Here is a 24923-nt window from a genome sequence, read left to right as displayed (position 1 = left end):
CGGCACTAGACTCACCGCGATGGATCGATCGACCGAGGCCCGACGCATCCGCCTGCTCACCGATCCGATTCGGTTGCGCATGCTCGGTGTCATTCGCGACAGCACCGAGGGGCGCAGCCACGTCGCGCAACTCGTCGACCTGCTCGGCGCGACGCAGCCCACCGTGAGCGGGCACATCAACGCGCTCGTCTCCGACGGCGTCGTCGAGTGCTCGACCGAGGGCGGGCGCGTCTGGTGCTCGATCGCGTCGTCCGCCACCGATCGCGTCGATGAACTGCTGCAGGCCGATGTGCCGGCGCACGCGCCTGACGAGATGCTCGCGCGCGTGGCATCCGAACTCGCCGACCGGTTCGAGGGCGTGTTCGCGCCTGAGGCCGTGGGCCGTTACGTACGCGAGAGCCATGACCTGCTCGCCGCACGCGGCGATGTCGCACGCGGCGACGGCGTGCGCGACCTCGCCGCCCAGACCGCGCAGTGGGCCGCCGACCGGATGGTCGCGGTCGCGACGGCCCGATCCGAACGAGCGGCAGATGCCCCCCTCGAGGTGCTGTTCGTGTGCGTGCAGAACTCGGGGCGATCGCAGCTCGGCGCGGCGATCCTCAAGCACCTCGCGGGCGACCGCGTGCACGTACGAAGCGCGGGCTCGAGGCCGGCGGCCGCCGTGCATTCGACCACCGTCGATGCGCTCGACGAGATCGGTGCGCCGGTCGGCACGGAGTTCCCGAAGCCACTGACCGACGAGGTCGTCCGCGCGGCCGACCTCGTCATCACCATGGGTTGCGGCGAGGCGTGCCCGGTGTACCCGGGTCGGCGTTACCTCGACTGGGAGCTCGACGACCCCGCCGGCCAGTCCCTCACGCGTGTCCGCGTCATTCGCGATGATGTCGAGCGGCGCGTGCGCGCGCTCCTCGACGAACTCGGCAACGCGCGCGAATCGAGCCGCTCGGTCGGCGAGCCGAGCCGCTCGGTCGGCGAACCGAGCCACTCGGTCGGCGAGCCGAGCCGCCGGTTCGGATAGCTCAGCCGAGCTGCCGCGTCGCCGAGTTCAGCCGACGTAGTCACCGAACGGGTCGGCCGCCCTGGCCCGTCGAGCGCGCTCGGCCTCGGCCGCCTGCACATCGCGGTCGAGGTCGAGCAGCAGGTCGTGCACGCGGGCTTCGCGCTCTGCCTCGTAGGTCTCGTCGACCTCGATCTGCGGCCACTCGCCCCACTCGCGTGCGAGCCGGGCGTCGATCGCCCCCGCCACTTCTTGCCACGCCTCTTCGCGTGCGCGTTCGGCGAGGGCGGCGAGGTACTCGGCATCGCTGCGGCGCGTCCAGAGTTCGGTCGAGACCGCGGCGTACACCTTCTCGCGGCGCCTCAGGTTCGGCCCGTCGGCGCGACGGTAGTCGTGCTCGTGAGAGCTGCGGCCCTCGCGGCGCGCCGCCGCCTCGCGCTCGTCGGCGGTGCGTTCGGCGACCTCTTCGGCCTCTTGCACGAGTTCGTAGAGCACCTCACGGGCCGCGGCCGATGCCCGCTCGGGCTCGAACGGCTCGTCACCGCGCAACGCATGCATGACGAATCGGTTGCGCAGGGTCATCCGCGCCGCCGCCTCGGCAACCATCAGGCCCTCGGCGAGCATCTCGTCGAAGGTGGGCTGAGGGGCTTCGGGCAGTTCGTTACGGTCGAACGCACGAAAACGCCGCTTCGGCCGCTTGCGCCAGAAGGCCATCGCGTTCGCCCTTCGACCGTGAATTCACCGCCCGCTCGGCGGCCGAATCGAGTTTATCGCGGGCGATCGACGGTCTCACCTCGAGTGCGATGCCGGCGATCGGATGCCGCTCGCCGAGGTCTGCCGCACGGCGCGGTCAGCGCACCACGTCGTAGGTGATGTGTGTGGCGAGCTCGTTGGCGAGCACGTCGATCGGCTTGAAGGCGACACCGCCGAGCCCGTCGAACGGTCGCTCGCCGGCACCGAGCACGATCGGCGAGACGCTGAGGATGATGCGGTCGATGTGGCCGGCGCCGAGGTACTGGCGCACGGTGCTCGCACCACCCGCGATCGATACACGACCCTCACCCGCGGCGGCTCTGGCACGCGCCAGAGCGTCGTCGATGCCGGTCGTGACGAAGTGGAATGTCGTGCCGCCGGCCATCTCGAGCGGTTCGCGCGCATGGTGGGTGAGCACGTACACGGGTGCGTGGTAGGGCGGCTCATCGCCCCACCAGCCCTTCCACTGGTCGTCGGGCCAGTCGCCGCGGATGGGCCCGAACATGTTGCGCCCCATGATGTAGGCACTCGGCGCAAGGATCTGGTCGACGATGGCCTGGTTTGCATCGGGCTGCTGGAACATCCAGTCGTGCAGCCGCTCGCCGCCCTCCCCGAGCGGATCATCGAGCGTCTGGTTCGGCCCGGCGACGAAGCCGTCGAGCGAGATCGACATGTTGGCCGTGACGAGGCCGTCGTTGAACGTCATGTGGGGCACACTACGCCTGGCCTCCGACGGTTGCCCGCGGTCAGGAGTGAGAGTGGCCCGCGGCAGGCGGGGTTCGCGACGCGAGAGAACGGGCCGCGAACCCCGCGTCCGTGTCGCTACGCCATGTTGGCGGCGTACCCGGCGGGATCCGAGTCGAAAGCGGGTCCGCATCCGGCGCAGCAGAAGTAATACCGCTCGCCTTCGAAGTCGCGATACAGACCGGTCGCTTCCGCTGCGTTCTTGCTGACGGGACTGCCGACCATGACCGGGCACGTGGTCATGTCATCGCTCATGCCGCCGAGCAGATTCTCTTGGCCGTTGCCCGCCGCGGCGGGGTTCGGCGCGCTGGTGCTGCAACAGCTGGAGCTCGCCTGGAGGTCGTTCGTCATCGTGGGTGATTCCTTTCGTGCCTTCTGTGGGTGGTGTGGGGTCGTCGCATCACTGTTCGGCGACGCTCTTGAACCCGCGCAGGCGCAGGCTGTTGCCCACGACGAAGACGCTCGAGAGCGCCATCGCAGCCCCTGCGAGCATGGGATTGAGCATGCCGAGCGCCGCGACGGGGATCGCTGCGACGTTGTAGGCGAACGCCCAGAACAGGTTGGTCTTGATCGTGCCGAGCGTCCTGCGCGACAGGCGGATCGCGTCGACCGCGCCGCGCAGATCACCGCGCACGAGCGTGATGTCCGACGCTTCGATCGCGACGTCGGCGCCGGTGCCCATGGCAAGACCGAGGTCGGCCTGGGCGAGGGCGGGAGCATCGTTGACGCCATCGCCGATCATCGCGACGATCTTGCCCTCTCGCTGCAGTCGGGCGACGACGTCGACCTTGTCCTTCGGGAGGACTTCGGCGAAGACCTCCTCGATGCCCACCTCGGTGGCGATCTGCCGGGCGACGGCCTCGTTGTCACCGGTGAGCAGCACTGGGGTCAGGCCGATCGCCTTGAACTGTGCGATCGCCTCGGCGCTGGTCGGCTTGACCGTGTCGGCGACGACGAGGATGCCTCGGGCCTGCCCGTCCCAGCCGACCGCGACCACGGTCTTGCCTTCGCCCTCGGCGCGCGCCTTGGTGGACGCCAACTCACGACTCAGCTGCAGCGACCACTCGGCGAGCAGTGACTCGCGGCCCACCAGCACGGCATGACCATCGACGATGCCCTGCACGCCCTTGCCTTCGATGTTCGCGAAGTCCTCAGGAGTCGCGAGAGTGCCGACCTCCTGCGTCGCCCCCTTGGCGATCGCCTGCGCGATCGGGTGCTCGGAGGCGTCCTCCAGTGCGCCGGCGAGCCGCAGCAGCTCGCCCCGATCGGTGCCGGGCTCGACGACCACATCGACCAGTGTCATCTTGCCGGTGGTGACCGTGCCCGTCTTGTCGAGTACGACGGTGTCGATCTTGCGGGTGGATTCGAGCACTTCCGGACCCTTGATGAGGATGCCCATCTGCGCACCGCGGCCGGTGCCGACCAGCAGGGCGGTCGGCGTCGCGAGCCCGAGGGCGCAGGGGCACGCGATCACGAGCACGGCGACTGCCGCAGTGAACGCAGCGGTCACGGGCAAGCCCGCGCCGAGCCAGCCTCCGAGCGCGGCGAACGCGATCACGATCACGATCGGCACGAACACGCCCGAGATCCGGTCGGCCAGACGCTGCACCTCCGCCTTGCCTGTCTGGGCATCCTCGACGAGCTTGGCCATCTGCGCGAGCTGCGTGTCCGACCCGATCCGGGTCGCCCGGACCAGGAGACGACCGCCGACGTTCGTCGTAGCGCCGGTGACCATGTCGCCTTCGGCGACCTCGACCGGCACCGATTCGCCGGTGAGCATGGAGGCGTCCACCGCGGACGTGCCGGAGACCACGACCCCGTCAGTGGCGACCTTCTCGCCCGGGCGCACGATGAACTCGTCACCGACCTGGAGCTCCTCGACGGGGATCTTCGCCTCGACGCCGCCGCGCAGGACCGAGACCTCTTTCGCACCGAGTTCGAGCAGTGCCCGCAGGGCCGCGCCGGCCTGCCGCTTGGACCGCTTCTCGAAGTAGCGGCCGGCGAGGATGAACATGGTCACCCCGGCGCCCACCTCGAGGTAGATGTTCGCCGCGCCATCGGAGGGCGCGAGCGCGAACTCGAACGGGTGGGTCATGCCCGTGGCGCCGGCCGTGCCGAAGAACAGCGCGTACAGCGACCACAGGAACGCCGCGGACGTGCCCATGGAGATGAGCGTGTCCATCGTCGCGGTGCCGTGCTTGAGGTTCATCCATGCGGCCTTGTGGAACGGCCACGCCGCCCACACGATCACGGGTGCTGCGAGAGCGAGCGACGCCCACTGCCAGTAGGTGAACTGCAACGCCGGGATCATCGCCATCGCGATCACCGGCACGGTCAGCACGATCGAGCCGATCAACCGTTGGCGCAACGAGGTCAGCTCGGGGTCGGCGTCATCGGCATCGCCGGTGGCCGCGCCGGCCTTCTTCCCGTCCACGGGTGCGGGCACGGCGGCGGTGTATCCGGTCTTCTCGACCTCGGCGATCAGGAGTGTCGGGTCGTACCCGTCGGGGACGGTGACCTTCGCCTTCTCGGTCGCGTAATTCACGGTCGCGGTGACACCGTCGAGCTTGTTCAGCTTCTTCTCGATCCGCATCGCGCAGGAGGCGCAGGTCATCCCGCCGATCTCCAACTCGACGCCTGTGCCCACGTTCGGGGGCGCTGATGTGCTCATGTGTCGTTCCTTCTGCTAGCTGCTGACGGGCGGGACCTGACGGTCAGTGCCCCTCCGAATGCGATCCGCTCTCGGCCTCCGTGACGCGGTCACTGTGAGCGGCGTCGAGCACGAACTCGGCGGTGTGGACCTCGCCGTCGACCTGGAAGTCCAGGTACAGCAAGTAGCGGCCCGCTGTGGGGGCCTCTGCCGCGAAGACAATCTCGGGCCCGGCCGTCTCGCCAGCCTCGGGGTCGTCACCCTCGGCGTGGACGTGCAGGAAGGCGAGGTCGCCCTCACGCAGTGCAACGAGGTGTCCGAACGCGCCCAGATACGGTTCCAAGGTGGTGACCGGTTCACCATCACGGGTGACGGCGATCGTGAGTTCGCTCGACGATCCCGCCACCATCTCACCGTCCACGGTGACGGTGAATCCGTCGACCTGATCGACCTGAGTCGGCTGCGGTGCGACAGGAGCAAACTGTCCTGCCACGTGAACAGTGCGCGTGAGCGTCAGCGGCGCTGCATCGGCACCTGCCGTCGTGAAGTCGGCGAACACTCGGTAGCTCCCCGCCTCGGCCCATACCCACCGCGTCGACCACGTACCGGTCGACTCGTCGAGCACCGGATGAACGTGACGGAACCGGCTGCCGTCCGACCGGGCAACGATCAGATGCAGGTCCCTGTCGTGTGCGGTCGTGTACTCCGTCACCGGTGCCCCTGAGGCATCCTGAATCTGGAAGCTCAGCTTGCCCGACTCACCGACCGTTGCAGGCGCCGCAACCGGCGACAGCACATACCCGTCGACGCCGAGGGCGAGGCCCTTCAACGCGTCTGCGGCAGCAGGTGCCGATGCAGTGCTCGCGGAATCGTGACCCTCTTCATGACCCTTCATCTCACTCCCCTTCTCCCATGCGGCGACCGCGCCGACAGGAACCATGGTTGCGGCGATGCCGAATGCGCCGCCGAACGCCACCACCAACGCGAGCCCGTACAGGCCAAGACGTGCGCCGGTCTTCATAGCGCCCGCACCGCCGAGTACCCTGCCTCCTCGACAGCGGCCAGAACCTGGGCATCGTCGACCGAGTCGGAGCCCGTCACTGCGAGCTTTCCCGTCTGAGCGCTCACCTGAATGTGCTCCACGCCGGCGATCTGGCCGACCTCTTCACGGATCGACATCTCGCAGTGCCCGCAGGTCATGCCCGTCACCTGGTACTCGTTCGTGGCCATCGCGCATCCTCATTCCGTTGTCTTGTACCCCTACCGGGTACTTGTCCGAACAATATACCCCTATGGGGTATTCCGCAAAGCGAGATCGTGAGTGGCAACAGGGCGCCGCGGCGGGCGGTCAGGGTAGGCCGCGAGCGGGGCGATGAGCAACCCGGCTGCTACCGCGCTGAGCGGATGCCCCGGACCGATGTCTGCGGCGTGCCGTACGGTACTGCCATGAGTGCCGAGTCATCGGGCGAGCCTGACGCGACCGCCTCGCGGGTGCCACGGGCGTGCAGCATCATCGTCGACGGTGGCGCTTGCACGTCACCGGTCGTCGCCCGAGCACCGCTCGACCTCTGCACCGCGCACATGCTCGAATCACACGACTGGGTCGACCGCGAGTTCGGCCTGACCGACCTGCTCCCGGGCCCCTGCCTGGCGTGCGGGTCGAGACTCGGGGTGCGGTACCCGTCGGGTTGGCTCTGCGCGGTGTGCGAGTGGCGGGTCGGCGAGATCCCCGACGGGTCCATCGCCGACGGCCGAGTCGATGTCGTCTATTACCTTCGCTACGGCGACCGCATCAAGATCGGCACCTCTGCGAACCCGCGGCACCGCTTCGCGAGCCTTCCCCATGACGAGGTGCTCGCGTTCGAGCGCGGTGGTCGACTGCGCGAACAGCGGCGGCACGCGCAGTTCGCCGAGCACCGCATCACGGGCACCGAGTGGTTCGAGTCGAATGAGGCCCTCGTCGCCCATGTGACCGAACTCAGCGAAGGCGTCGACGACCCCTGGGCGCTGTTCGATCGGTGGGTGAGTCGCCAGATCGCCCAGCACGGGTGATCAATGCAGCATCACGGGTCGCGGGTCGGCGGCAGGTCTACCCGACCGGCGGTGCCTCGGGGTCGAACCATGGCAGTGAGCCGTCGGCCGAGGCGTACTTCACGATGAGGCTGCAGTCCTTGCCGCCGAAGCCCTCGTCGATGAGCCGCTCGAACTGGTCGAGCGCGAGATGCGCGCCGGGCAGGTGCAGTCCGGCGCCGTCGCCGGCGGCGAGCGCGAACGAGAGATCCTTCTCGGCGAGCACGGTCGAGAACGTCGCGTCGAAGTTGCGGTTCGCCGGGCTCGTCGTCACGACACCCGGCACCGGATACCAGGTACGCAGGGGCCACGACTCCCCCGACGAGACCGACGCGACTTCGAAGAACGTCGCCGCGTCGAGACCGAGCTGCTCGGCGAGCTGCGACCCCTCGGCGAGGCCCACGAGCGACACGAACAGCATGAGGTTGTTCGCGAGCTTCGCGGCGATGCCCATGGTCGGCCCGCCGAGCTCGAACACGTGCCCGGCCATCGGTTCGACGAGCGGCACGGCCCGCCGCACGGCGTCGGCCTCGCCGCCGAGCATGAAGGTCAGGCTGCCGGCCGCGGCGCCGGCGATGCCGCCCGAGATGGGCGCGTCGACGAACGCGAACCCACGAGCTGCGGATGTCTCGTGGCAGAACCTCGACGTCGCGACATCCACCGTCGACGTATCGAGCAGCAGCGCCGCGGCCGGGGTCGTCGCCCAGATGCCGGCGTCGCCGCCGTAGACCTCGCGAACGTGCTCGTTGCGCGGCAGTGAGGTGAACACCGCGTCGGCGCCGTCGACGGCCTCGGCGATCGTGTCGACGACCTGCACGCCCTGCTCGGCCGCGGCCGCCCTCGCCTCAGGCACGGGATCGACGCCCCGCACCTCATGCCCCGCCGCGACCAGGTGCCCGGCCATCGGGGCGCCCATGTGCCCCAATCCGATCCATGCGATGGCAGCCATGACCCCTCCCGACCTCGTCGACGGTGCGGCGGCCGTTCTCAGCCGTCGCCTCCACGATACGTCGGGTTCGACGGACATTCTGGGTTTGGGAGGGCCCGAGATCCGGAAGTCGCAGTACGCCCGTTCGACTCCTGAAAACAAGGACGCCGTCCGAGGCGGAACTGCGTCCTTGTTTTCAGGAGTCGTACGGGCTGAACCCCGCGCACAACCCCGCGCGACCGCGGTCAGAAGCGGATGACCTGGCGGATCGCCTGCCCCTCGGCGAGGGTGTCCATCGCCTCGTTGATGTCGTCGAGCGTGACGTACGACGAGATGAGCGCCTCGACCGGCAGGCGACCCTGCCGCCACAGCTCGGCGTAGCGCGGGATGTCGCGCGAGGGCACCGCCGATCCGAGGTAGCTGCCCACGATCGTGCGCGCCTCTGCCGTGATGCTGAGTGGTGAGATCGACGACACCGCCGAGGGCGACGGCAACCCCACGGTCACGGTGCGCCCGCCGGGCGCGGTGAGCGCGAACGCGGTCTCGAACGCCCGCGGATGCCCTGCCGCCTCGACCACGAGCGCGGCACGCACCCCGGCGTCGGCGGCCGACGAGGGCGTGTACACCGCGTCGGCACCGAGCTCTCGGGCTCGCCCGAGCTTCGAGCCCACCGCGTCGACGCCGATGACCCGCCCGTGCCCGAGCGAGACCGCCGTGATGAGCGCAGCCATGCCGACGCCACCGAGTCCGACGACGATGACGTCGTCGCCCGGCTTCGCGGCACCCGCGTTGACGACCGCGCCGCCGCCCGTGAGCACGGCGCACCCGAGCACCGCCGCGACCTCGGGCGGCACGTCGTGCCCGACGACGACCGCCGAGCGGTGATCGACGACCGCGTGCGATGCGAACCCCGAGACCCCCAAGTGGTGGTGCACGCGATCACCGTCGCGCGTCAGCCTGGTGCTTCCGTCGAAGAGCGTTCCGGCACTGTTCGACGCGGTACCCGGCACGCACGGCATGACGCCGCCGGTGCGGCATCCGTCGCATTCACCGCACCGCGGCAGGAACGCCATCACGACGCGGTCGCCGACCGCGAACCCCGCAGCGGATGCCCCCGCCCCGACCTCTTCGACGATGCCGGCGGCCTCGTGGCCGAGCAGCATCGGCACCGGGCGCGGACGGTTGCCGTCGACCACCGAGAGGTCGGAGTGGCAGATGCCGGCCGCCTCGATGCGCACGAGCAACTCGTCGGGGCCGGGGTCGTCGAGCTCGAGGTCGACGACCCCGATCGGCCGCGACTGCGCGAACGGACGGGCCCGCCCGACCTCTTCGAGCACCGCCCCGGTGATGCGCCTGGTCACGCTCGACGCCTCAGTGGGTCGGGAAGCCGAGGTCGATCTGCGACTCGCTCGGCTCGGGCCAGCGGGTCGTCACGACCTTGCGCCGCGTGTAGAAGTTGAAGCTCTCGGGCCCGTACATGTGGGTGTCGCCGAAGAGCGAGTCCTTCCAGCCGCCGAACGAGAACGCGCCGACGGGCACCGGGATCGGAACGTTCACGCCGACCATGCCCACCTCGATGTCGTACTCGAAGCTGCGCGCCGTCTTGCCGTCGCGCGTGAACACGGCCACCCCGTTCGCGTAGCGGCTCGCGTTGATCAGTTCGACGGCCTCGTCGTAGGTGTCGACGCGCACGACCGACAGCACCGGGCCGAAGATCTCCTCGTCGTAGACGCGCATTCCGGGCCGTACCCGGTCGACGAGCGACGCGCCGATGAAGAAACCGTCGCCTTCGAACTCGTGCGACCGCCCGTCGACGACGACCGTGGCGCCCTCACCCGCGGCCCCGTCGACGAACCCGGCGACGCGCTCGCGCGCTTCGCGGGTGATCAGCGGGCCCATCTCCGACGCAGGATCGGTGCCGTCGCCGATGACGAGTCGCGACATCCGCTCGCTGATCTTCTCGATGAGCGGATCGGCGACCTCGCCCACCGTGACGAGCACCGACACGGCCATGCAGCGCTCGCCCGCCGAACCGTACGCCGCCGAGATGGCCGCGTCGGCCGCGGCGTCGAGGTCGGCGTCGGGCATGACGACCATGTGGTTCTTCGCTCCGCCGAGGGCCTGCACGCGCTTTCCCTGCTCGGCCGAACGTGTGTAAATGTACTTCGCGATGGGCGTCGAGCCGACGAACGAGACGGCCTTGATGTCGGGGTGGTCGAGAATCGCGTCGACCGCGACCTTGTCGCCGTGCACGACGTTGAGCACGCCGTCGGGAAGCCCCGCCTCGCGGAACGCGTCGGCGAGCCACACCGCCGCCGAGGGGTCGCGCTCGGACGGCTTCAGGATGACGGCGTTGCCCGCCGCGATCGCGGTCGTGACCATCCAGAGCGGCACACGTCGATGCCACGCGCGACCTGCTCGGAGTAGTCGCCCTTCAAGTGGTGCATGAGGCCCGCGCAGAACTCGACGTTCTCGAGCCCGCGGGCGACCTCGCCCTTGGCGTCGTCGACGGTCTTGCCGTGCTCGGAGGTGATCAGGCGCGCGAGTTCGACGTCGCGCCGCTCGATGATCTCGCGCAGCTTGAACATGACGTGCGAGCGGCGTCCGAGTCCCGTGTTGCGCCAGGCGATCTGAGCAGCGGATGCCGCGACCACGGCCTCGTCGATACGTGCGGCGTCGGCGAGCACGACCTCGGCGGTCTGCTCGCCTGTCGCCGGGTTGTACACGGGGCCGCGGCGCGCGTCGTCGTCGACGCGGGTGCCCGCGATCACGTGCGGGATGGTGGTCTTCACGGCCGTGGGAGTGAGGGTGTCGGTCATGGGGTGGTTCCTTTCAGGAGTTTCGGTCGTCGAGTGGCGCCCGACGAAGGAGGAGGCGTATCGAGACGTGATGCGGTGATCTCGATACGGCGCTGGCGCGCCTACTCGATCAGCGGGAGGCGAGCGCAGGCTCGGGCTCGGGCGTGTAGCCGGCCACCGCGCCGTCGGGGTGTACGAGCTTGGCGATGAGGCTGCAGTCCTTGCCGCCGAGCCCCTCGGCGATGAGCTGCTCGAACTGCTCGCGCGCGAGCTGCGCGGCGGGCAGGCTGAGCCCTGCGGCGTCGCCGGCACCGAGTGCGAGCGCGACGTCCTTGAGCGCGAGGGTCGTCGCGAAGGTGGCGTCGAAGTTGCGGTTCGCCGCCGACGACTCGACGATGCCCGGCACCGGGTACCATGTGCGCATCGCCCACGAGTCGGCCGACGAGACGCGCGCGATGTCCCAGAACGTCTGCGGGTCGATGCCGAGGCTCGACGCGAGCTGCGAGCCCTCGGAGGCGGCGACGAGCGAGATGAAGAGCATCATGTTGTTCGCGAGCTTCGCGGCGATGCCCTGGGTGGCGGCCCCCACCGCGAAGACGTTGCCGGCCATCGGATCGACGAGCGACTTCGCCTCTGCGACATCCGCTGCCGCACCGCCGAGCATGAACGTGAGCGTTCCCGCTGCAGCACCCGAGATGCCGCCCGACACGGGCGCGTCGACGAATCGCACGCCGCGTGCAGCTGACTCGTCGTGGCAGTACCTCGAGGTCTCGATGTCGACCGTCGAACTGTCGAGCAGCAGCGCGGTCGCGGGGGCGTTCGCCCAGACGCCGGCGTCACCCTTGTAGACCGAACGCACGTGCTCGCCCTTCGGCAGCATCGTGAAGACGGCGTCAGCACCGCTCACGGCGTCGGCAACGGATGTCGCGATGCGCACCCCGTTCGCGGCCGCGGCCTCGTTCGCCCCGGCGTCGAGATCGAAACCCACGACCTCGTGGCCCGCCGCGACCAGGTTCGCGGTCATCGGACCGCCCATGTTGCCCAAACCGATCCATGCGATCGTCGCCATCGTGTCCTCCTTGACATCGTGATGTTCGAGACGCGGCGCCCTCCCCCGACGACGCCGCGACCCCCTCACCATAGGTTGCGTTCAACGCACAGCCAACGCCGAAAACCCTCGAATCTTGCACGACGCGTGTGCATTCATGCACGATGGGTGGGTGATCACCCCACGCGACCCGAACCCCGAGTGGCTCATGACGTTTCTCGCGGTCGCCCGGCTCGGCCGGTACACGGCGGCGGCGCAGGTGCTCGGGGTGAACCACTCCACGGTCTCGCGGCGCATCGCGGCGCTCGAGGCCGCGATGGGCGGGCACGTGCTCACCCGCGCCGCCGGCGGCTGGGAGACGACGCCCCTCGGCGCCCGCGCCATGGCCACCGCCGAACGCATCGAGGCCGACCTGCGCTCACTCGTCGAGGTCGACCAGCCGGGCCTGTCGGGCCTCGTGCGCATCGCCGCGCCCGACGCGTTCACGGCGCTCTACGCGACCCCGGCACTCGCTCCGCTGCAGAACGCGAATGCCGGCCTCTCGTTCGAACTGCTCAGCGCGACCCAGCGCGTGCGCCAGACCCGCTCGGGCGTCGACATCGAAGTGGCGGTGGGGCGACCCGACGTGCGCAAGGCCCTCGCGACCCCGGTGTTCGAGTACGCCCTCGCCCTCTACGCGAGCGAGGCCTACCTCGCCGAGCACGGCGAGCCGCGCACGATCGCCGAGATGTCGGGGCACCGCCTGAACTACTACATCGAGTCGGCGCTGCAGATCGACGAGCTCGACATCGCCGTCGACGAGCTGCCCCTCACGCTGCCGAGCATGCGGTCGACGAGCGTCTTCGCGCACCTCGCCGCGACGGTGGCGGGCGCCGGCATCGGGCTGATGCCCGACTACGTCGCCGGTCTCGCCCCGCGGCTGCGCCGAATCCTCGCCGATGAGTACCACCACCCGATCGCGTACTGGGCGGTCACCCGCGAAGAAAGCCTGCGCAACCCCGCGGTCGCCGCGGCGTTCCGCGCGCTCGTCGAGTACGACGCCGTGCGCAAGGCCGCGACGTAGCCGGCCTATCCGACGCCGGCATTCAGGAGATCGCGGGCATGCTTTGGGCGCCCTCGGTAGGGTGCGCGCATGGCAAAGAACGTCACGCTGTACATCGGCAACACGGCTCCGAACTACGCGAAGTTTCGTTTCACGGACTCTCGCGAGTGGGAGGGTGTGCGATCGCAGATCATCACTGCGATGAACGAGGGCAGGGGAACGATCGAGATCAACCGCAAGGGAAACAAGGTCGTCTACGTGTACAGCCCATTCCTACCGGTGAGTTGGGTCGAGACCGGCGCGTAGGGACAAGCCGGTGCCGCGCAGAACGACCCCTCTCGCGCGATTGTGGGATGACGTTCGAGGGCGCGCTCCTCTCCAGAAGATTATTAGGCGGTGGGTTCGTCGTGCGGGTCGTGGAGGTGGTCGGTGATGTCGATCGGCTGCGTCGGCGGGAGGGAGAGGGCGGCCGGGTCGATCGGTAGGGCGGTCATGGAGTGTTCCCTTCGTACTGGTATTCACGGAGGAGTTCGCGGAGCTTTTCGCGGGCGCGTTGATATCGGCCGCGGGCGGTCGACTCGCTGATCCCGAGGATCGTGGCTGCTTCGGGCACGGCGAATCCATCCCAGAGGACGAGGCGCACGAGTTCGGTTTGGTCGTCGGCGAGTGCGTCGAGCGCCGCACGGATGTCGAGGGTTTCCGGGTCGACATGCTCGGTCGGCAACGACTCGAGATGCGCGCGCAGCTTGTCCGTGAGGGTGGAATGGCGGGCGGTGCGACGGGCTGCGTTGGCGAGGACGCGCCTCGCGACCCCGAACAGCCACATCCGCGCCTGCTCCGGCTCTGCCGGCATCCGATCGCCTCGCCGCCACGCGACCACGAACGTCTCGCTGAGCAGATCGGCGGCATCAGCCTGGACCGGCACTCGCCGGCCGAAGTAGGTCAGCAGGTCGGCCGCATTGGCCTTGTACGCGGCCTAGAGCTGTGCTTCTCGGGTGGATCGGTTCTGGCGGCGCATCATTGCGCTGGGCCTTCAGTCGCACCCTCGCACGGCCCAGCCCCGAACTGCAACGAGACACTCTCGATCGGATGGCCCGCCCGTCGGAACTCGGCGTTGACGCGGTCGGCTATCACCCGTGTCGCCGCAATCGAATACGTCGCGGGTGGCGGGGTTGCGCCGGATGCGATGCTGTCCGGGTCGGTGAACGCGACGCGTTGTTCAACTTCGAGTTGGTACGCGGCTTCGATCTCGGCGGTGGTGATGGATGCGATGAGCGGGTCCCAGTCGTGCTCGGTGAGGAACTTCCGCGCCTCCTCCGTACGCCGGTCGACCTCCTCGTCGGACACGTCGTCGTAGTCGTAGTGAGGCTCCACGCCGATGAATACTTCGCAGAGACCGAGGCTCGTCCCGTCTTCAAGCTGGAAGCTGCGTTGGGCGACGATATCCGGCGTCCAGCCGAAGAAATCGATCACGGCCGGCGCGGCCGTCGCAGCGGTAACGCCCAAGCCGATGCTGCCGAGGCTGAGCGCGGAGCCGGCGAGAATCCGGCGGACCCGGGACCCGAGCCGCCGCTGACGCAACTCCGACGCGACCGACGTTGCAAGGGCATCCGCCTGCGCCGCCACTGCTGGGTCAGCGCCAAGTGCCGGTGGTGCAGCCTGCCGCACCGCCTCATCGAACGAGTCCATCGATTGCCCTTCGTCGAGTGCCTTCATAGAGGACATGTCCGGCAGAGCGCCCTCCTTAACACAGCTCCTGACTTTTGGCTGACTTGGAGCTGCGTCTCCCGTCGCTGCATCGCTCATCGTGTTCACTCATGTTCGGGCAGCATCGGCGGCGCCCAGCCCGGATCGCGATCGAGTTGCGCGGCTCGCGCGACGGACGCCGCGCCGAAGCGATCGCGTACCGCGTCGAGCACGGTGTCGAGGCGCACCCCGTCGTCCCAGTCGATCGGCAGCTCCGGCTGGAGGCTGTCGGCGCGTGCCAACTGCGACAGCGAGACGCCGATCAGGGTGATGCCGCGTTCTGCGATCTCTGGCTGGGCGCCGGCAAGCAGCCCTCGCGCGACGGCGAGCAGCACCGCGGTGCGGTCTGACGCGGAGCGGAGGGTGCGCGATCGGGTGGCCTTCGCGAAGTCGCCGTAGCGAAGACGCAGCACGATCGTGCGGCACACCCGGTCGCCATCGCGCAGCCGGCGGGCGAGCCGATCGACGATCTGGGTGAGGATGAGGTCCAGTTCGTCGGCCGCGCTCGGGCGGCTACCGAGCGCGCGCTGAGAGCCGATGGAGCCGCGTCGGCGCGTGCTGTCAACCGGGCGCGGGTCTCGTAGCCGGGCCAGCGCGTGCAGATGCGCGCCGATCGCCTTGCCGAGCAGCTTCTCCGCGGTCGCGGCTTCGAGCTCGGCCAATTGCCCGACTGTGCGAATGCCGAGCCGATGCAGCTTCTCGGCGGTCACAGCGCCGACTCCCCACAACCGTTCTACCGGCAGCGGGAGCAGGAACGCCTGCTCCCGCTCGGGCTCGACCACCAGCAGCCCGTCGGGCTTGCTGACGGCGCTCGCGACCTTCGCGAGGAACTTGGTCCGCGCGATCCCGACCGAGATGGCCAACCCGACCTCCGCACGAACCCGCTCCCGCAGTCGCACCGCGATCTGCTCGGGCGTGCCCGCGATACGTCGGAGACCTCCGACTTCGAGAAACGCCTCGTCGATGGAAAGCCCCTCCACGAGCGGGGTCGTATCGCGGAAGATCGCGAACACGGCTCGACTGGCCGCCGAATATGCGTCCATCCGTGGCGGGACGACCACGGCGTCGGGGCAGAGGTCGCGCGCCTGCCGGCCGCCCATCGCGGTGCGCACCCCACGGGCCTTCGCCTCGTAGCTCGCCGCCAGAACGACACCGCCGCCGACGATGACCGGCCGGCCGCGCAGCTCGGGCGCGTCACGCTGCTCGACTGAGGCGTAGAACGCGTCGAGATCCGCGTGCAACACGGTCGCCTCTCCCCGCATTCCGCCCTCCCGCCGATCGCCCGTCCTGCGGATCGTCGCACGCACCGGGGACACGAGATACTGAAGCATGTCCTCTTCCGTCGAACGCCGCTCCAATCCGGCTGCGTGGGCCGCGTTCTGGTTCGCGCTGGCCGGCCTCGTGCTCATGCCCATTCCGTTGTTCATCGGGCTGGTCCTCGGCGGCGGCCTCTCGATCGTCGCCGCAATCCTCGCCGTGATCGCCCTCTTCAAGGGGCTCGCGCGCGACGGCAAGGGCATCGCGCCCGTCGTGTTCGCCGCGATCTTCATCGCGCTCACCTGGGGCGGCATCTCGGTTGGGGGCGGCATCGTCTGGTAGGCCGACCGGCAGGTGGTTTCCTGCTATCCGACCCGCCGGCGCATGCGCCGGCACGAGTGCGATGATTCGGGATGTGCTGTACTCCCGCTGCCGAAAAGGCATCCCAAACGGCGCAATCCGGCGAGGCCACCGAATGTGGGCAACTACCGGATCATCTACACCGTCCACGACGACGTCCTATTGGTAGTCGTCGTCACCCTCGGGCACCGCCGCGACGCCTACGATCGCTGACCAGTGCATCGTCCCGCTGAGCGACCGGCTATGGGCGCTACGCACTGACCAAATGCGGATCCACGCGGCTCGCAGTCGGGCCGTTCCGCAAGGCGATCGACTACGGGACTTCCCGTTGCGGTGATTCATCACCGATGGCGGCTTGGATCTCCCGAATGATCGACCCGAGGATACCCGACGCGAGAAGTCCCGGGCCTAGAGGGCCAGCGGTGTCCGCTCCGACCGGAGGCAGCTGCCGAAGCGCGGACTTGGTTTCGTCGGTCATGTGCTCGAGTTGCCAGGAGATCTCGTCGCGGACGGCCTCGGGCTGATCCTGCGCGGCCAGCCCAGCCGCTTTCGCCGCGTAGGCGGCGGCGCCGAGGGCGTGCGCGCCCATGTGAGCGACACCCGCGGCTTGTGCAGCGGCCCGGGCGGCAGCCACGGCCGCAGGCGAGCTCACCGCGTGCGCGGCCCGACCAGCAACGAACCGGCGGCGTATCTCACCGGCTGCCTCGAGCTCACCACCGGCGAACGCCCGAGCGCGGGCGATGGCATCACGTGGTCGACCATCTGCCGGAGCCTCTGATTCGAACACGGACAAGACCCGCTCAGCACAGTCCGCTGCCCATGTTGCGACCTGGCGGCGATCGGGTTCACTCAGCGACTGCGGCGAAGGCATGCCAGCAGCCTTCCACACTGTCGGCAGACCGATCTGTCTTCAGACGTCTCGAGCGCAAGAGGATGATGGGTCCATGCATGCTGCCCACCGTCCCGGTCTTCGGGTCGACTCCGGACTGACGATCCCCGAGTCCGAGCTGTCGTGGAGGTTCTCGCGGTCATCCGGTCCGGGCGGGCAAGGTGTGAACACCGCCGACTCCCGTGCGGAACTCGCGTGGGATGTGGCAGGCTCGGCCGTCCTCTCGCCGCTCCAGCGGGATCGACTCCTCGAGCGTCTGAGCAATCGCCTTGTCGACGGGGTGCTGACGATCACCGCATCCGAGCACCGCGAGCAGTTGCGCAACCGGAACGCGGCGCGCGCTCGACTCGCCGCCGTCGTGGCCGACGCGCTGCGGCCGCCGCCACCGGCACGACGGCCGACCAGTCCGAGTCGCGGCGCCAAGCAACGGCGCCTGGAAGCGAAGAAGCGGCGCACCGACGTCAAGCGACTGCGTCGCCCACCTCACGACTGACCACCGAGGTGGCACGCCGGGACGGGAGGACGCCGTCGACCTGCGCGGGCCTCCCCCGCTTGGGATCCGGGTCCTCGACGGCGGATGCGATCCGATCAGTAGTGCCCCATAGAGTGGTGTAGCCCCGGGTGGCTGGCCTCGTCTTGGACGTGGGCGCGGTCACCGTGGTGGCCCTTCGAGGAATCTCCTACAACCCACTCGAAAGGACATCTCACGATGACCGCTCCTCATATTGTCGACCCTTCCGGCCTCCTGGTCGAAGCCCTCACCGACGCGTCACCGGATCTGATGCGCAGCCTGCTGCAGACCATGGTCAACGCGCTCCTCTCCGCGGACGCGGACGCTGTCGTCGGCGCCGAATGGGGCCAGGCGTCCCCGGACCGCCTCGCGCAGCGCAACGGCTACCGGCACCGCCCCCTGGACACCAGGGTCGGCACGATCGACGTCGCGATCCCGAAGGTCCGAAGCGGCACCTACTTCCCGGAGTGGTTGCTCGAGCGCCGCAAACGCGCCGAGACCGCGCTGATCACGGTCGTCGCGGACTGCTACCTCGCCGGCGTCAGCACGCGGCGGATGGACAAGCTCGTCAAGACCCTCGGGATCAACAGCCTGTCGAAGTCTCAGGTGTCCCGGATGGCCGCGGACCTCGACGAGCACGTCGACCAGTTCCGCCACCGCCCCCTCGGCGACGCCGGCCCGTTCACGTTCGTCGCCGCGGACGCGCTGACGATGAAGGTCCGTGAGGGCGGCCGGGTGATCAACGCGGTCGTCCTCGTCGCGACCGGGGTCAACGCTGACGGCCGCCGCGAGGTCCTCGGCCTGCGCGTCGCCACATCGGAAACCGGGCCGGCGTGGAACACGTTCTTCGCTGACCTCGTCGCCCGCGGCCTTCACGGCGTCCGCCTGGTCACCAGCGACGCGCACGCCGGCCTGGTCGACGCGATCGCGGCGAACCTGCCCGGAGCTGCCTGGCAACGATGCAGAACCCACTACGCCGCGAACCTGATGAGCGTGACCCCGAAGACGATGTGGCCGGCCGTGAAAGCGATGCTGCACTCCGTGTACGACCAGCCCGACGCGAAGGCCGTGCACGCCCAGTTCGACCGGCTCCTGGACTACGTCGACGGGAAGCTGCCCGACGCGCACGACCACCTCGACACCGCCCGCGCCGACATCCTCGCGTTCACGCAGTTCCCCGAAGGGCTCTGGCAGCAGATCTGGTCCAACAACCCGAACGAGCGACTCAACCGCGAGATCCGCCGCCGCACCGACAGCGTCGGCATCTTCCCCAACCGCGACGCGATCATCCGCCTCGTCGGCGCCGTCCTCGCCGAGCAGACCGACGAATGGGCCGAAGGCCGCCGCTACCTCGGACTCGACATCCTCGCCAAGAGCCGCCTCACCCTCGTCCCCGACGCCGAACCCGAGGAGGTGACCACCGAACCCGCCCTCGCCCTCAGCGCCTAAACCATCAGATCGAAGGACCACCGACCGCTACACCACTACCCGGGGCTTGACCATCCGATCGGACCGCGATAGTAGGGTGCCCCTCGAAGCGACCCGGAAGGGTGGATGACGAAGGGAGAGCCGTGATCGCCGAATTGAACAGACTGGTCGAGCTGGTCGAGGATCGCCTGATCGATGACCTCGACGTTTCCGCGTTGTCCACCCGCCTCGGCACGACGGAGTACCACCTCCGGCGGATGTTCTCCTCGTTGGCCGGCATGCCGCTCTCGGAGTACATCCGTCGGCGCCGCATGACGCTCGCCGCAGCAGACGTCGTGGGTGACCGCGACCTGCTGAGCATCGCGGTGCGCTACGGCTATGGGTCGACCGAGGCATTCGGCCGAGCGTTCCGATCCGTGCACGGCGTCGGCCCCGGCGACGTGCGCCGAGACGGCGGCCCCCTTCGCACACAACCGCAGCTCAGGTTCCGCCTGACCGTAGAAGGGAGCATCACCATGGACACCCGCATCGCAGATCGACCGGCCTTCCGGCTCGTCGGCCACGCTGCCCGCGTGCCCCTCATCCACCAGGGCATCAACCCTCACATTCAGGCGCACATCGCGTCACTGCCGGCAACAGAACACGCGCGGCTCAAGGAGCTGAGCGATTCGGAGCCGGCGGGTCTGCTTCAAGTGAGCGCCGACGTCGACCCCGACTACACCGAGGGCAGCGAGCTGACCTACCTGCACGGTGTCGCCGTCACCGACACGACCCCGACACCCGACGACCTCGACGCGATCGACATTCCTGCCGGCACGTGGGCGGTGTTCCGAACCGAGGGCGAATACCCGGCAACCTTGCAGGCGGCCTGGGCGGCGACCGCCACGGACTGGTTCCCGTCGAACCCCTGGCGACTCCGCCCTGGGCCCTCGATCGTCGCCGTTCTCGACCGCGCCGAAGACTTCAGCACGGCCACCTGCGAATTGTGGCTCCCGGTGGAACGCGCCTGAACACGCGGCCCCCTCGACCGCTCCGAAAACAGGAAGACACGCCGCCCCGGCACCGAAAACAGGCACCAGCGACCGGTTCCCGGCGCGGGTGCCTGTTTTCGTGACGAGGTGTGGCGCGAACTACGCGTTGACCTCCGCGAGCGATGCGGTCTTGGCGCGGTCGGCGTCGTCGATCGCACGCAGCGAGGTGCCGACGGTCTCGCGCAGCGCCGCGACGGCGACGAGCGTGACGCCCGCGGCGAGCGCGAGGTAGATCGCCACCGGCACCCAGCTGCCGTACGTCGACAACAGCATGGTCGCGATGATCGGCGCGAGCGAACCCGCCACGATCGACGTGACCTGGTAGCCGAGCGAGACGCCCGAGTAGCGCATGCGCGTCGGGAACATCTCGGCCATGATCGCCGGCTGGCCGGCGTACATGAGCGCGTGGATGATGAGGCCGAGAATGAGCATGCCGACGATGAGCCAGTCGTTCTTCGTGTCGAACAGCGGGAAGGCCACGAAGCCCCACACGGCGGCGAGCACGGCGCCGGCCGCGTAGACGGGCTTACGGCCGAGCTTGTCGCTGAATCGGCCGACGACCGGGATGACGCAGAAGTGCAGCACGTGTGCGAAGAGCACGAGCGTCAGGATCGTCGAGGTGTCCATGCCGAGGTGCGCCGACATGTACGTGATCGAGAATGTCACGACGAGGTAGTACATGATGTTCTCGCCGAACCGCAGGCCCATGGCGGTGAAGACGCCGCGGGGGTAGCGCTTGAGCACCTCGATGACGCCGTAGTTGGTCTTCTTCGCGGCCTCGACCTCGGCCTGCGCCTCGATGAAGATCGGGGCGTCGGTCACCTTGGTGCGAATGTAGTAGCCGACCGCGACGATCACGACCGAAAGCCAGAAGCCCACACGCCAGCCCCACGCGAGGAACGCCTCGTCCGAGAGGGTCCACGAGAGGGTGAGCAGTACGACCGTCGCGAGCAGGTTGCCGGCGGGCACCGCTGCCTGGGGCCAGCTGGCCCAGAAGCCGCGCTGCTTGTCGGGCGAGTGCTCGGCGACGAGCAGAACGGCCCCGCCCCATTCGCCGCCCACCGCGAAGCCCTGGAAGAACCGCAGGATGATGAGCATGATCGGCGCGGCGTAGCCGACCTGGTCGAACGTGGGCAGGCAGCCCATGAGGAACGTCGAGACGCCGACCAGGATGATCGCGAGTTGCAGCAGCTTCTTGCGGCCGTACTTGTCACCGAAGTGGCCGAAGACGATGCCGCCGAGCGGGCGTGCGATGAAGCCGACGGCGTAGGTCAGGAACGCCTTGATGATGTTGTCGAGCGGGTTCTCGCTCGGAGGGAAGAAGATGACGTTGAAGACGAGCGTCGCGGCGGTGGCGTAGAGGAAGAACTCGTACCACTCGACGATGGTGCCGGCCATCGAGGCGGCGACGACCTTGCGCAGGCCGGTGGGAGCGGATGAGCCCTTGGATCCGCTCGATGGGACCGAAGTGTCGGCTGTCATGGGGAACTACCTCCTTGTAGTCAGCGCGCGGTTGGGGGATCGCGCTCTGGCGATTCTGCCACGCACGCAAACGCTTGCAAGGGCCCTTCTCGCACACGCGATGTGCAGGAATGCACACGCGTGCACGGCGAGACGAAACAGGCGAGCGGATGTCCCGTGCCTCCGTCGTCCCGTCAGGCCATGGCCTCGGCGGTGTGCTCGAGATCCGACTTGGGGCGCTCGCGCTGCGTGGCGATGGCGGTGCTGCCGCGAGCCGGGCGCGTCACGCGCTCGGTCAGCCGGCGAGCTGCTCGCGGAACGCGGGCGGGCCGCCGGGCACGGCGCGAGCGGATGCCGCGGCGGCGACGAATCCGTCGCGCCGCACGAGGTACACGAGCGCCGGATCGAGCCGCCCGTGCGGGTCGGGCCCGAACACGTGGCCCTCGAGGCCGACCGACGCGGCGATCGCGTGCACCTCGGGCGGGAAGACCCCGTAGCCGTGCACCTGCCACGTCATCGAGCGCAGCACGCCGTAGTTGTCACCCGTCCACGGCAGGCGGCGGCCCACGATGCGGTCGCGGCGCGACTCGTGCGGCGACATCCGATAGTGGATGCGTGTCTGCGAGAGGTACCCGAAGATGCGGCCGCCGACCAGCGGTGGCAGCAGTCGCACGGCGATCGGTGCGAAGAACGGCAGCGCGCGACCCCGCACGAACCGGGCGAACCACGCCTCTGACGTGACCCGCCCGAACGCGCGATCGGTGGTCGCCACGAGCGTCTTGCCGACCGGTCGGCGCTCGCCCTCGAATCGGTCGAGGCGGCGCTCGGGCATTCCGCCGACGATCACGTCGGCGAGCGCGCAGGCGAGGTTGTGCGCCTCCTGCAGCCCGGTGTTCATGCCCTGCGCGCCGACCGGCGAGTGGATGTGCGCGGCGTCGCCGACGATGAAGCACGGACCTTCGCGGAACCGGGCAGCCAGCCGATGGTGCACGCGGTACGTCGTGAACCACGCCGTCTGCGCGTACTCGACCCCGAACTCGCGCGCGATGAGCGCCCGTACGTTCGCCTCGGGCAGGTTCCCTTCGGCGTCGAGGTCGGCGTCGCGCACGACGCCGAGCAGGCGCATCCGTCTGCCGCCCATCGGGCCTGCACCCATCGGAAACGTGAGCAGGAAGTGCTCGGCGGTGAACCGCAGGTTGACCGCGTCATCAGCAAGGCCCGTCACGTCGCCGGCATCGGCGATGTAGTAGGTGTAGGCGTTCGTGACGCCCTCGAACGGGATGCCGAGCGACTCGCGCACGCGCGAGTGCGACCCGTCGGCGCCCACGCAGTAGCGGGCGTGCACGGTCACCTCGCCGTCGGGCCCGGCGAGCGTCGCGACGACGGCGCTGTCGTGAGCGTGTCGAAGGGATGACCCGCCACGGCGTTCACCGGCGACCTCGAGCCGCTCGAGCGTGTGCCCCCACATCACCTCGCGCCCGAGCTCGGCGAGCGCATCGACGAGCAGCCGCTCATTGCGGCTCTGCTCGAACACGGTGATCTCGGTGTACGGCGAAACCCCTGCGCCGAGGCCGGTGAACTCGACGCGGCCGAACGCGCGGCGCCCGGCCCCCGGCACGACCGCGATCGCCGGCGCACGCTCGGCGAGCACCCGGTCGACGAGGCCCAGCTGGTCGTAGAGCTCCATCGAGCGCGCCTGCACGGCGAGCGCACGCGACTCGCGCGTCGGCCCCTGCTTTCCATCGGCGATGAGCACGTCGACCCCGAGCTTCGCGAGGCACACGGCGGCCATGAGCCCGCTCGGGCCGGCGCCGACGACGAGCACGTCGGTGTGCAACTCCTCGCGGACGCCCGCCATGCCTCAACTGTGCCACCGCAGACGTGCGACGTCACGCGAACTGGATGATGACCGCGGCGGCATCGGCTCGCTAGTGTGAGCACGAGCGCGAGTCTGTGCGGCTCGCGGAGCGGAGTCCTCATGTGGTGGGCCAGAAGGCGGTCGAAGAGCGACGCAGAGAAGGCGGAGTCCGCCGAAGAAGCGGCTGCGGCCGAAGCCACGGCTGCGGCCGCCACTCACGTGAGCCCGCACCGCAACGCATACATCCTGATGGGACTCGCCGGCGGCGCCGTCACCGCATTCGGCATCGCTGCGATCGGGGGCATCTTCGCCCCGGTGTTCTTCGCACTCGTCCTCACGATCTGCGTGCACCCGCTGCGCATCGCGCTCGAGAAGCGCGGCGTGCCGCGCGGCCTCGCCACCGGGTCGGTGATCACGGCAGTGACGTTGCTGCTGATCGCGTTCGGCTACGCCGTGCTCGTGGCGTTCACCCAGTTCGCCGAGCTGCTGCCGCAGTTCAAGGACCAGATCATCGCGTGGGGCCAGGCTGCGGCGAACTGGCTGTCGTCGATCGGCATCAACGCCGACGAGCTCCACGACATCGCCTCGACCTTCGACCCTTCGTCGCTCATCGGCTTTCTGGGCGGCCTCATCGGTGGACTCACCGGTTGGATCTCGCTCCTCGTCATCATCTTCACGATGCTGCTGCTCATGGCCATGGACGCCGGGTTCGTGCCCACCCTGCTGCAACAGCTCTACCCGGTCCGGCCGCTGGTCGCGGTATCGCTCGTGAGCTACGGATCGAACGTGCGCCGGTACATGGTCGTCACGACGGTGCTCGGCCTTGCGCAGGGCGTCATCAACTGGATCGCGCTGCTCATCATCGGGGTCCCCGGCGCCTTCATCTGGGGCCTGCTGGCGTTCGTCTGCTCGTTCATCCCGAACATCGGCTACTTCATCGCGATCGTGCCGCCGATCATCTTCGGTGCCCTCGTGGGCGGATGGCCCACGGTGATCGCCGTCATCGTGGTCTACGGCGTCATCAACGGCGTCATCCAATCCGTGATCCAGCCGCGCGTCGTGGGCAAGGCGGTATCGCTGAGCCAGACCATCACGTTCTTCTCGGTGCTGTTCTGGGCGGTCGTCGTCGGCCCCGTCGGCGCGATCCTCGCGATTCCGCTGACCTTGCTCGTGCGCCTGCTGCTCGTCGACACCAACCCGTCGATGTCGTGGGTCCGCCCGATGCTCGGCGAACTCGACGAGACGAAGGCGGTCATGGCCGACTTCGATGCGCAAGCGAAGGCCGAGCGTAAGGCGAGGCGTGCCGTGACGCGCGCCGCGAGCAAGAACGAGGCCCCTGCGGCATGAGGCGC

Annotated in this window: 24 protein-coding genes and 2 pseudogenes; 10 read left to right on the top strand and 16 right to left on the bottom strand. The window is 69.0% G+C overall.

Going from position 1 to position 24923, the window contains the following annotated elements; translation table 11 throughout:
- Nucleotides 1-19 precede the first annotated feature (19 nt).
- A complete protein-coding gene (locus ABD164_RS02845) occupies nucleotides 20-1018 on the top strand; it encodes an arsenate reductase/protein-tyrosine-phosphatase family protein (RefSeq protein WP_344293180.1) in 999 nt (332 codons plus the stop codon).
- 27 nt (nucleotides 1019-1045) lie between these two features.
- Here the strand turns inward: ABD164_RS02845 and ABD164_RS02840 are convergent, their stop codons facing one another.
- The 6 genes from ABD164_RS02840 to ABD164_RS02815 form a co-directional block, all read right to left on the bottom strand.
- Complete coding sequence (locus tag ABD164_RS02840) at nucleotides 1046-1711, bottom strand: asparagine synthase (protein WP_344293177.1); 666 nt, start codon at nucleotides 1709-1711, stop codon at nucleotides 1046-1048.
- Between the two features lie 136 nt (nucleotides 1712-1847).
- The gene (locus tag ABD164_RS02835; protein ID WP_344293175.1) at nucleotides 1848-2456 is read right to left on the bottom strand and encodes a dihydrofolate reductase family protein; all 609 of its coding nucleotides are present in this window, start codon (nucleotides 2454-2456) and stop codon (nucleotides 1848-1850) included.
- 116 nt (nucleotides 2457-2572) lie between these two features.
- Complete coding sequence (locus ABD164_RS02830) at nucleotides 2573-2845, bottom strand: YHS domain-containing protein (RefSeq protein ID WP_344293173.1); 273 nt, start codon at nucleotides 2843-2845, stop codon at nucleotides 2573-2575.
- A 49-nt stretch (nucleotides 2846-2894) separates the two neighbouring features.
- The gene (locus ABD164_RS02825) at nucleotides 2895-5165 is read right to left on the bottom strand and encodes a heavy metal translocating P-type ATPase (RefSeq protein WP_344293171.1); all 2271 of its coding nucleotides are present in this window, start codon (nucleotides 5163-5165) and stop codon (nucleotides 2895-2897) included.
- A 43-nt stretch (nucleotides 5166-5208) separates the two neighbouring features.
- Nucleotides 5209-6165: a heavy-metal-associated domain-containing protein gene (locus ABD164_RS02820; protein ID WP_344293169.1), complete on the bottom strand. Its 957-nt coding sequence runs from the start codon at nucleotides 6163-6165 to the stop codon at nucleotides 5209-5211.
- Nucleotides 6162-6374, bottom strand: a complete 213-nt coding sequence (locus ABD164_RS02815; RefSeq protein WP_344293166.1) for a heavy-metal-associated domain-containing protein — start codon at nucleotides 6372-6374, stop codon at nucleotides 6162-6164. The genes ABD164_RS02820 and ABD164_RS02815 overlap by 4 nt, the downstream gene beginning before the upstream one ends.
- Before the next feature lie 216 nt (nucleotides 6375-6590).
- On the opposite strand from ABD164_RS02815, the gene ABD164_RS02810 reads away from it, so the two are divergent.
- Complete coding sequence (locus ABD164_RS02810; protein WP_344293164.1) at nucleotides 6591-7196, top strand: GIY-YIG nuclease family protein; 606 nt, start codon at nucleotides 6591-6593, stop codon at nucleotides 7194-7196.
- Between the two features lie 37 nt (nucleotides 7197-7233).
- Here the strand turns inward: ABD164_RS02810 and ABD164_RS02805 are convergent, their stop codons facing one another.
- The 4 genes and pseudogenes from ABD164_RS02805 to mmsB all read right to left on the bottom strand — a co-directional run bounded on the left by ABD164_RS02805 (nucleotide 7234) and on the right by mmsB (nucleotide 12009).
- Nucleotides 7234-8163, bottom strand: a complete 930-nt coding sequence (locus ABD164_RS02805; RefSeq protein WP_344293162.1) for an NAD(P)-dependent oxidoreductase — start codon at nucleotides 8161-8163, stop codon at nucleotides 7234-7236.
- A gap of 224 nt (nucleotides 8164-8387) precedes the next feature.
- Nucleotides 8388-9503 (bottom strand): alcohol dehydrogenase catalytic domain-containing protein, encoded by a 1116-nt coding sequence (locus ABD164_RS02800; protein ID WP_344293160.1) that lies wholly within the window; start codon nucleotides 9501-9503, stop codon nucleotides 8388-8390.
- A 10-nt stretch (nucleotides 9504-9513) separates the two neighbouring features.
- A pseudogene (locus ABD164_RS02795) lies at nucleotides 9514-10961 on the bottom strand (CoA-acylating methylmalonate-semialdehyde dehydrogenase).
- Nucleotides 10962-11070: 109 nt separating this feature from the next.
- A complete protein-coding gene (gene mmsB / locus ABD164_RS02790; protein WP_344293157.1) occupies nucleotides 11071-12009 on the bottom strand; it encodes a 3-hydroxyisobutyrate dehydrogenase in 939 nt (312 codons plus the stop codon).
- 151 nt (nucleotides 12010-12160) lie between these two features.
- Between mmsB and ABD164_RS02785 the strand changes: the two genes are divergently transcribed.
- Nucleotides 12161-13051 (top strand): LysR family transcriptional regulator, encoded by an 891-nt coding sequence (locus ABD164_RS02785; RefSeq protein WP_344293155.1) that lies wholly within the window; start codon nucleotides 12161-12163, stop codon nucleotides 13049-13051.
- Between the two features lie 69 nt (nucleotides 13052-13120).
- Nucleotides 13121-13336 (top strand): hypothetical protein, encoded by a 216-nt coding sequence (locus tag ABD164_RS02780; protein ID WP_344293152.1) that lies wholly within the window; start codon nucleotides 13121-13123, stop codon nucleotides 13334-13336.
- Between the two features lie 184 nt (nucleotides 13337-13520).
- On the opposite strand, the pseudogene ABD164_RS02775 reads toward ABD164_RS02780, so the two are convergent.
- From ABD164_RS02775 to dinB, 3 genes and pseudogenes are all read right to left on the bottom strand, one after another.
- Nucleotides 13521-13988 (bottom strand): annotated as a pseudogene (locus ABD164_RS02775) (RNA polymerase sigma factor); the annotation flags it as partial.
- A gap of 59 nt (nucleotides 13989-14047) precedes the next feature.
- Nucleotides 14048-14746, bottom strand: a complete 699-nt coding sequence (locus ABD164_RS02770) for a hypothetical protein (protein WP_344293150.1) — start codon at nucleotides 14744-14746, stop codon at nucleotides 14048-14050.
- 95 nt (nucleotides 14747-14841) lie between these two features.
- Nucleotides 14842-16038, bottom strand: coding sequence for a DNA polymerase IV (dinB, locus tag ABD164_RS02765; protein WP_344293147.1), 1197 nt, complete (start codon nucleotides 16036-16038; stop codon nucleotides 14842-14844).
- Nucleotides 16039-16105: 67 nt separating this feature from the next.
- Between dinB and ABD164_RS02760 the strand changes: the two genes are divergently transcribed.
- Both ABD164_RS02760 and ABD164_RS02755 read left to right on the top strand, forming a co-directional pair.
- Entirely contained in the window at nucleotides 16106-16375 is a 270-nt protein-coding gene (locus ABD164_RS02760; RefSeq protein ID WP_344293144.1) for a hypothetical protein, read from the top strand.
- Between the two features lie 42 nt (nucleotides 16376-16417).
- A complete protein-coding gene (locus ABD164_RS02755) occupies nucleotides 16418-16606 on the top strand; it encodes a type II toxin-antitoxin system RelE/ParE family toxin (protein WP_344293142.1) in 189 nt (62 codons plus the stop codon).
- 100 nt (nucleotides 16607-16706) lie between these two features.
- On the opposite strand, the gene ABD164_RS02750 is transcribed toward ABD164_RS02755, so the two are convergent.
- The gene (locus ABD164_RS02750) at nucleotides 16707-17264 is read right to left on the bottom strand and encodes a putative immunity protein (protein ID WP_344293140.1); all 558 of its coding nucleotides are present in this window, start codon (nucleotides 17262-17264) and stop codon (nucleotides 16707-16709) included.
- A gap of 73 nt (nucleotides 17265-17337) precedes the next feature.
- On the opposite strand from ABD164_RS02750, the gene arfB reads away from it, so the two are divergent.
- The 3 genes from arfB (at nucleotide 17338) to ABD164_RS02735 (ending at nucleotide 20231) form a co-directional block, all read left to right on the top strand.
- The gene (gene arfB, locus ABD164_RS02745) at nucleotides 17338-17775 is read left to right on the top strand and encodes an alternative ribosome rescue aminoacyl-tRNA hydrolase ArfB (RefSeq protein WP_344293138.1); all 438 of its coding nucleotides are present in this window, start codon (nucleotides 17338-17340) and stop codon (nucleotides 17773-17775) included.
- Between the two features lie 216 nt (nucleotides 17776-17991).
- Nucleotides 17992-19242: an IS256 family transposase gene (locus tag ABD164_RS02740; RefSeq protein ID WP_344293137.1), complete on the top strand. Its 1251-nt coding sequence runs from the start codon at nucleotides 17992-17994 to the stop codon at nucleotides 19240-19242.
- 122 nt (nucleotides 19243-19364) lie between these two features.
- Entirely contained in the window at nucleotides 19365-20231 is an 867-nt protein-coding gene (locus tag ABD164_RS02735) for an AraC family transcriptional regulator (RefSeq protein ID WP_344293134.1), read from the top strand.
- Between the two features lie 120 nt (nucleotides 20232-20351).
- On the opposite strand, the gene ABD164_RS02730 is transcribed toward ABD164_RS02735, so the two are convergent.
- Complete coding sequence (locus tag ABD164_RS02730) at nucleotides 20352-21734, bottom strand: MFS transporter (protein WP_344293133.1); 1383 nt, start codon at nucleotides 21732-21734, stop codon at nucleotides 20352-20354.
- A gap of 274 nt (nucleotides 21735-22008) precedes the next feature.
- A complete protein-coding gene (locus ABD164_RS02725; protein WP_344293130.1) occupies nucleotides 22009-23571 on the bottom strand; it encodes an FAD-dependent monooxygenase in 1563 nt (520 codons plus the stop codon).
- A gap of 120 nt (nucleotides 23572-23691) precedes the next feature.
- Here ABD164_RS02725 and ABD164_RS02720 point away from each other — a divergent pair, with 120 nt between their 5' ends.
- Nucleotides 23692-24918, top strand: coding sequence for an AI-2E family transporter (locus tag ABD164_RS02720; RefSeq protein WP_344293128.1), 1227 nt, complete (start codon nucleotides 23692-23694; stop codon nucleotides 24916-24918).
- The last annotated feature ends 5 nt before the right edge of the window (nucleotides 24919-24923 follow it).

The sequence above is a fragment of the Agromyces neolithicus genome (genome assembly GCF_039529735.1).
Taxonomy (GTDB): domain Bacteria; phylum Actinomycetota; class Actinomycetes; order Actinomycetales; family Microbacteriaceae; genus Agromyces; species Agromyces neolithicus.
This window is presented reverse-complemented; position numbering and strand designations above follow the sequence as displayed.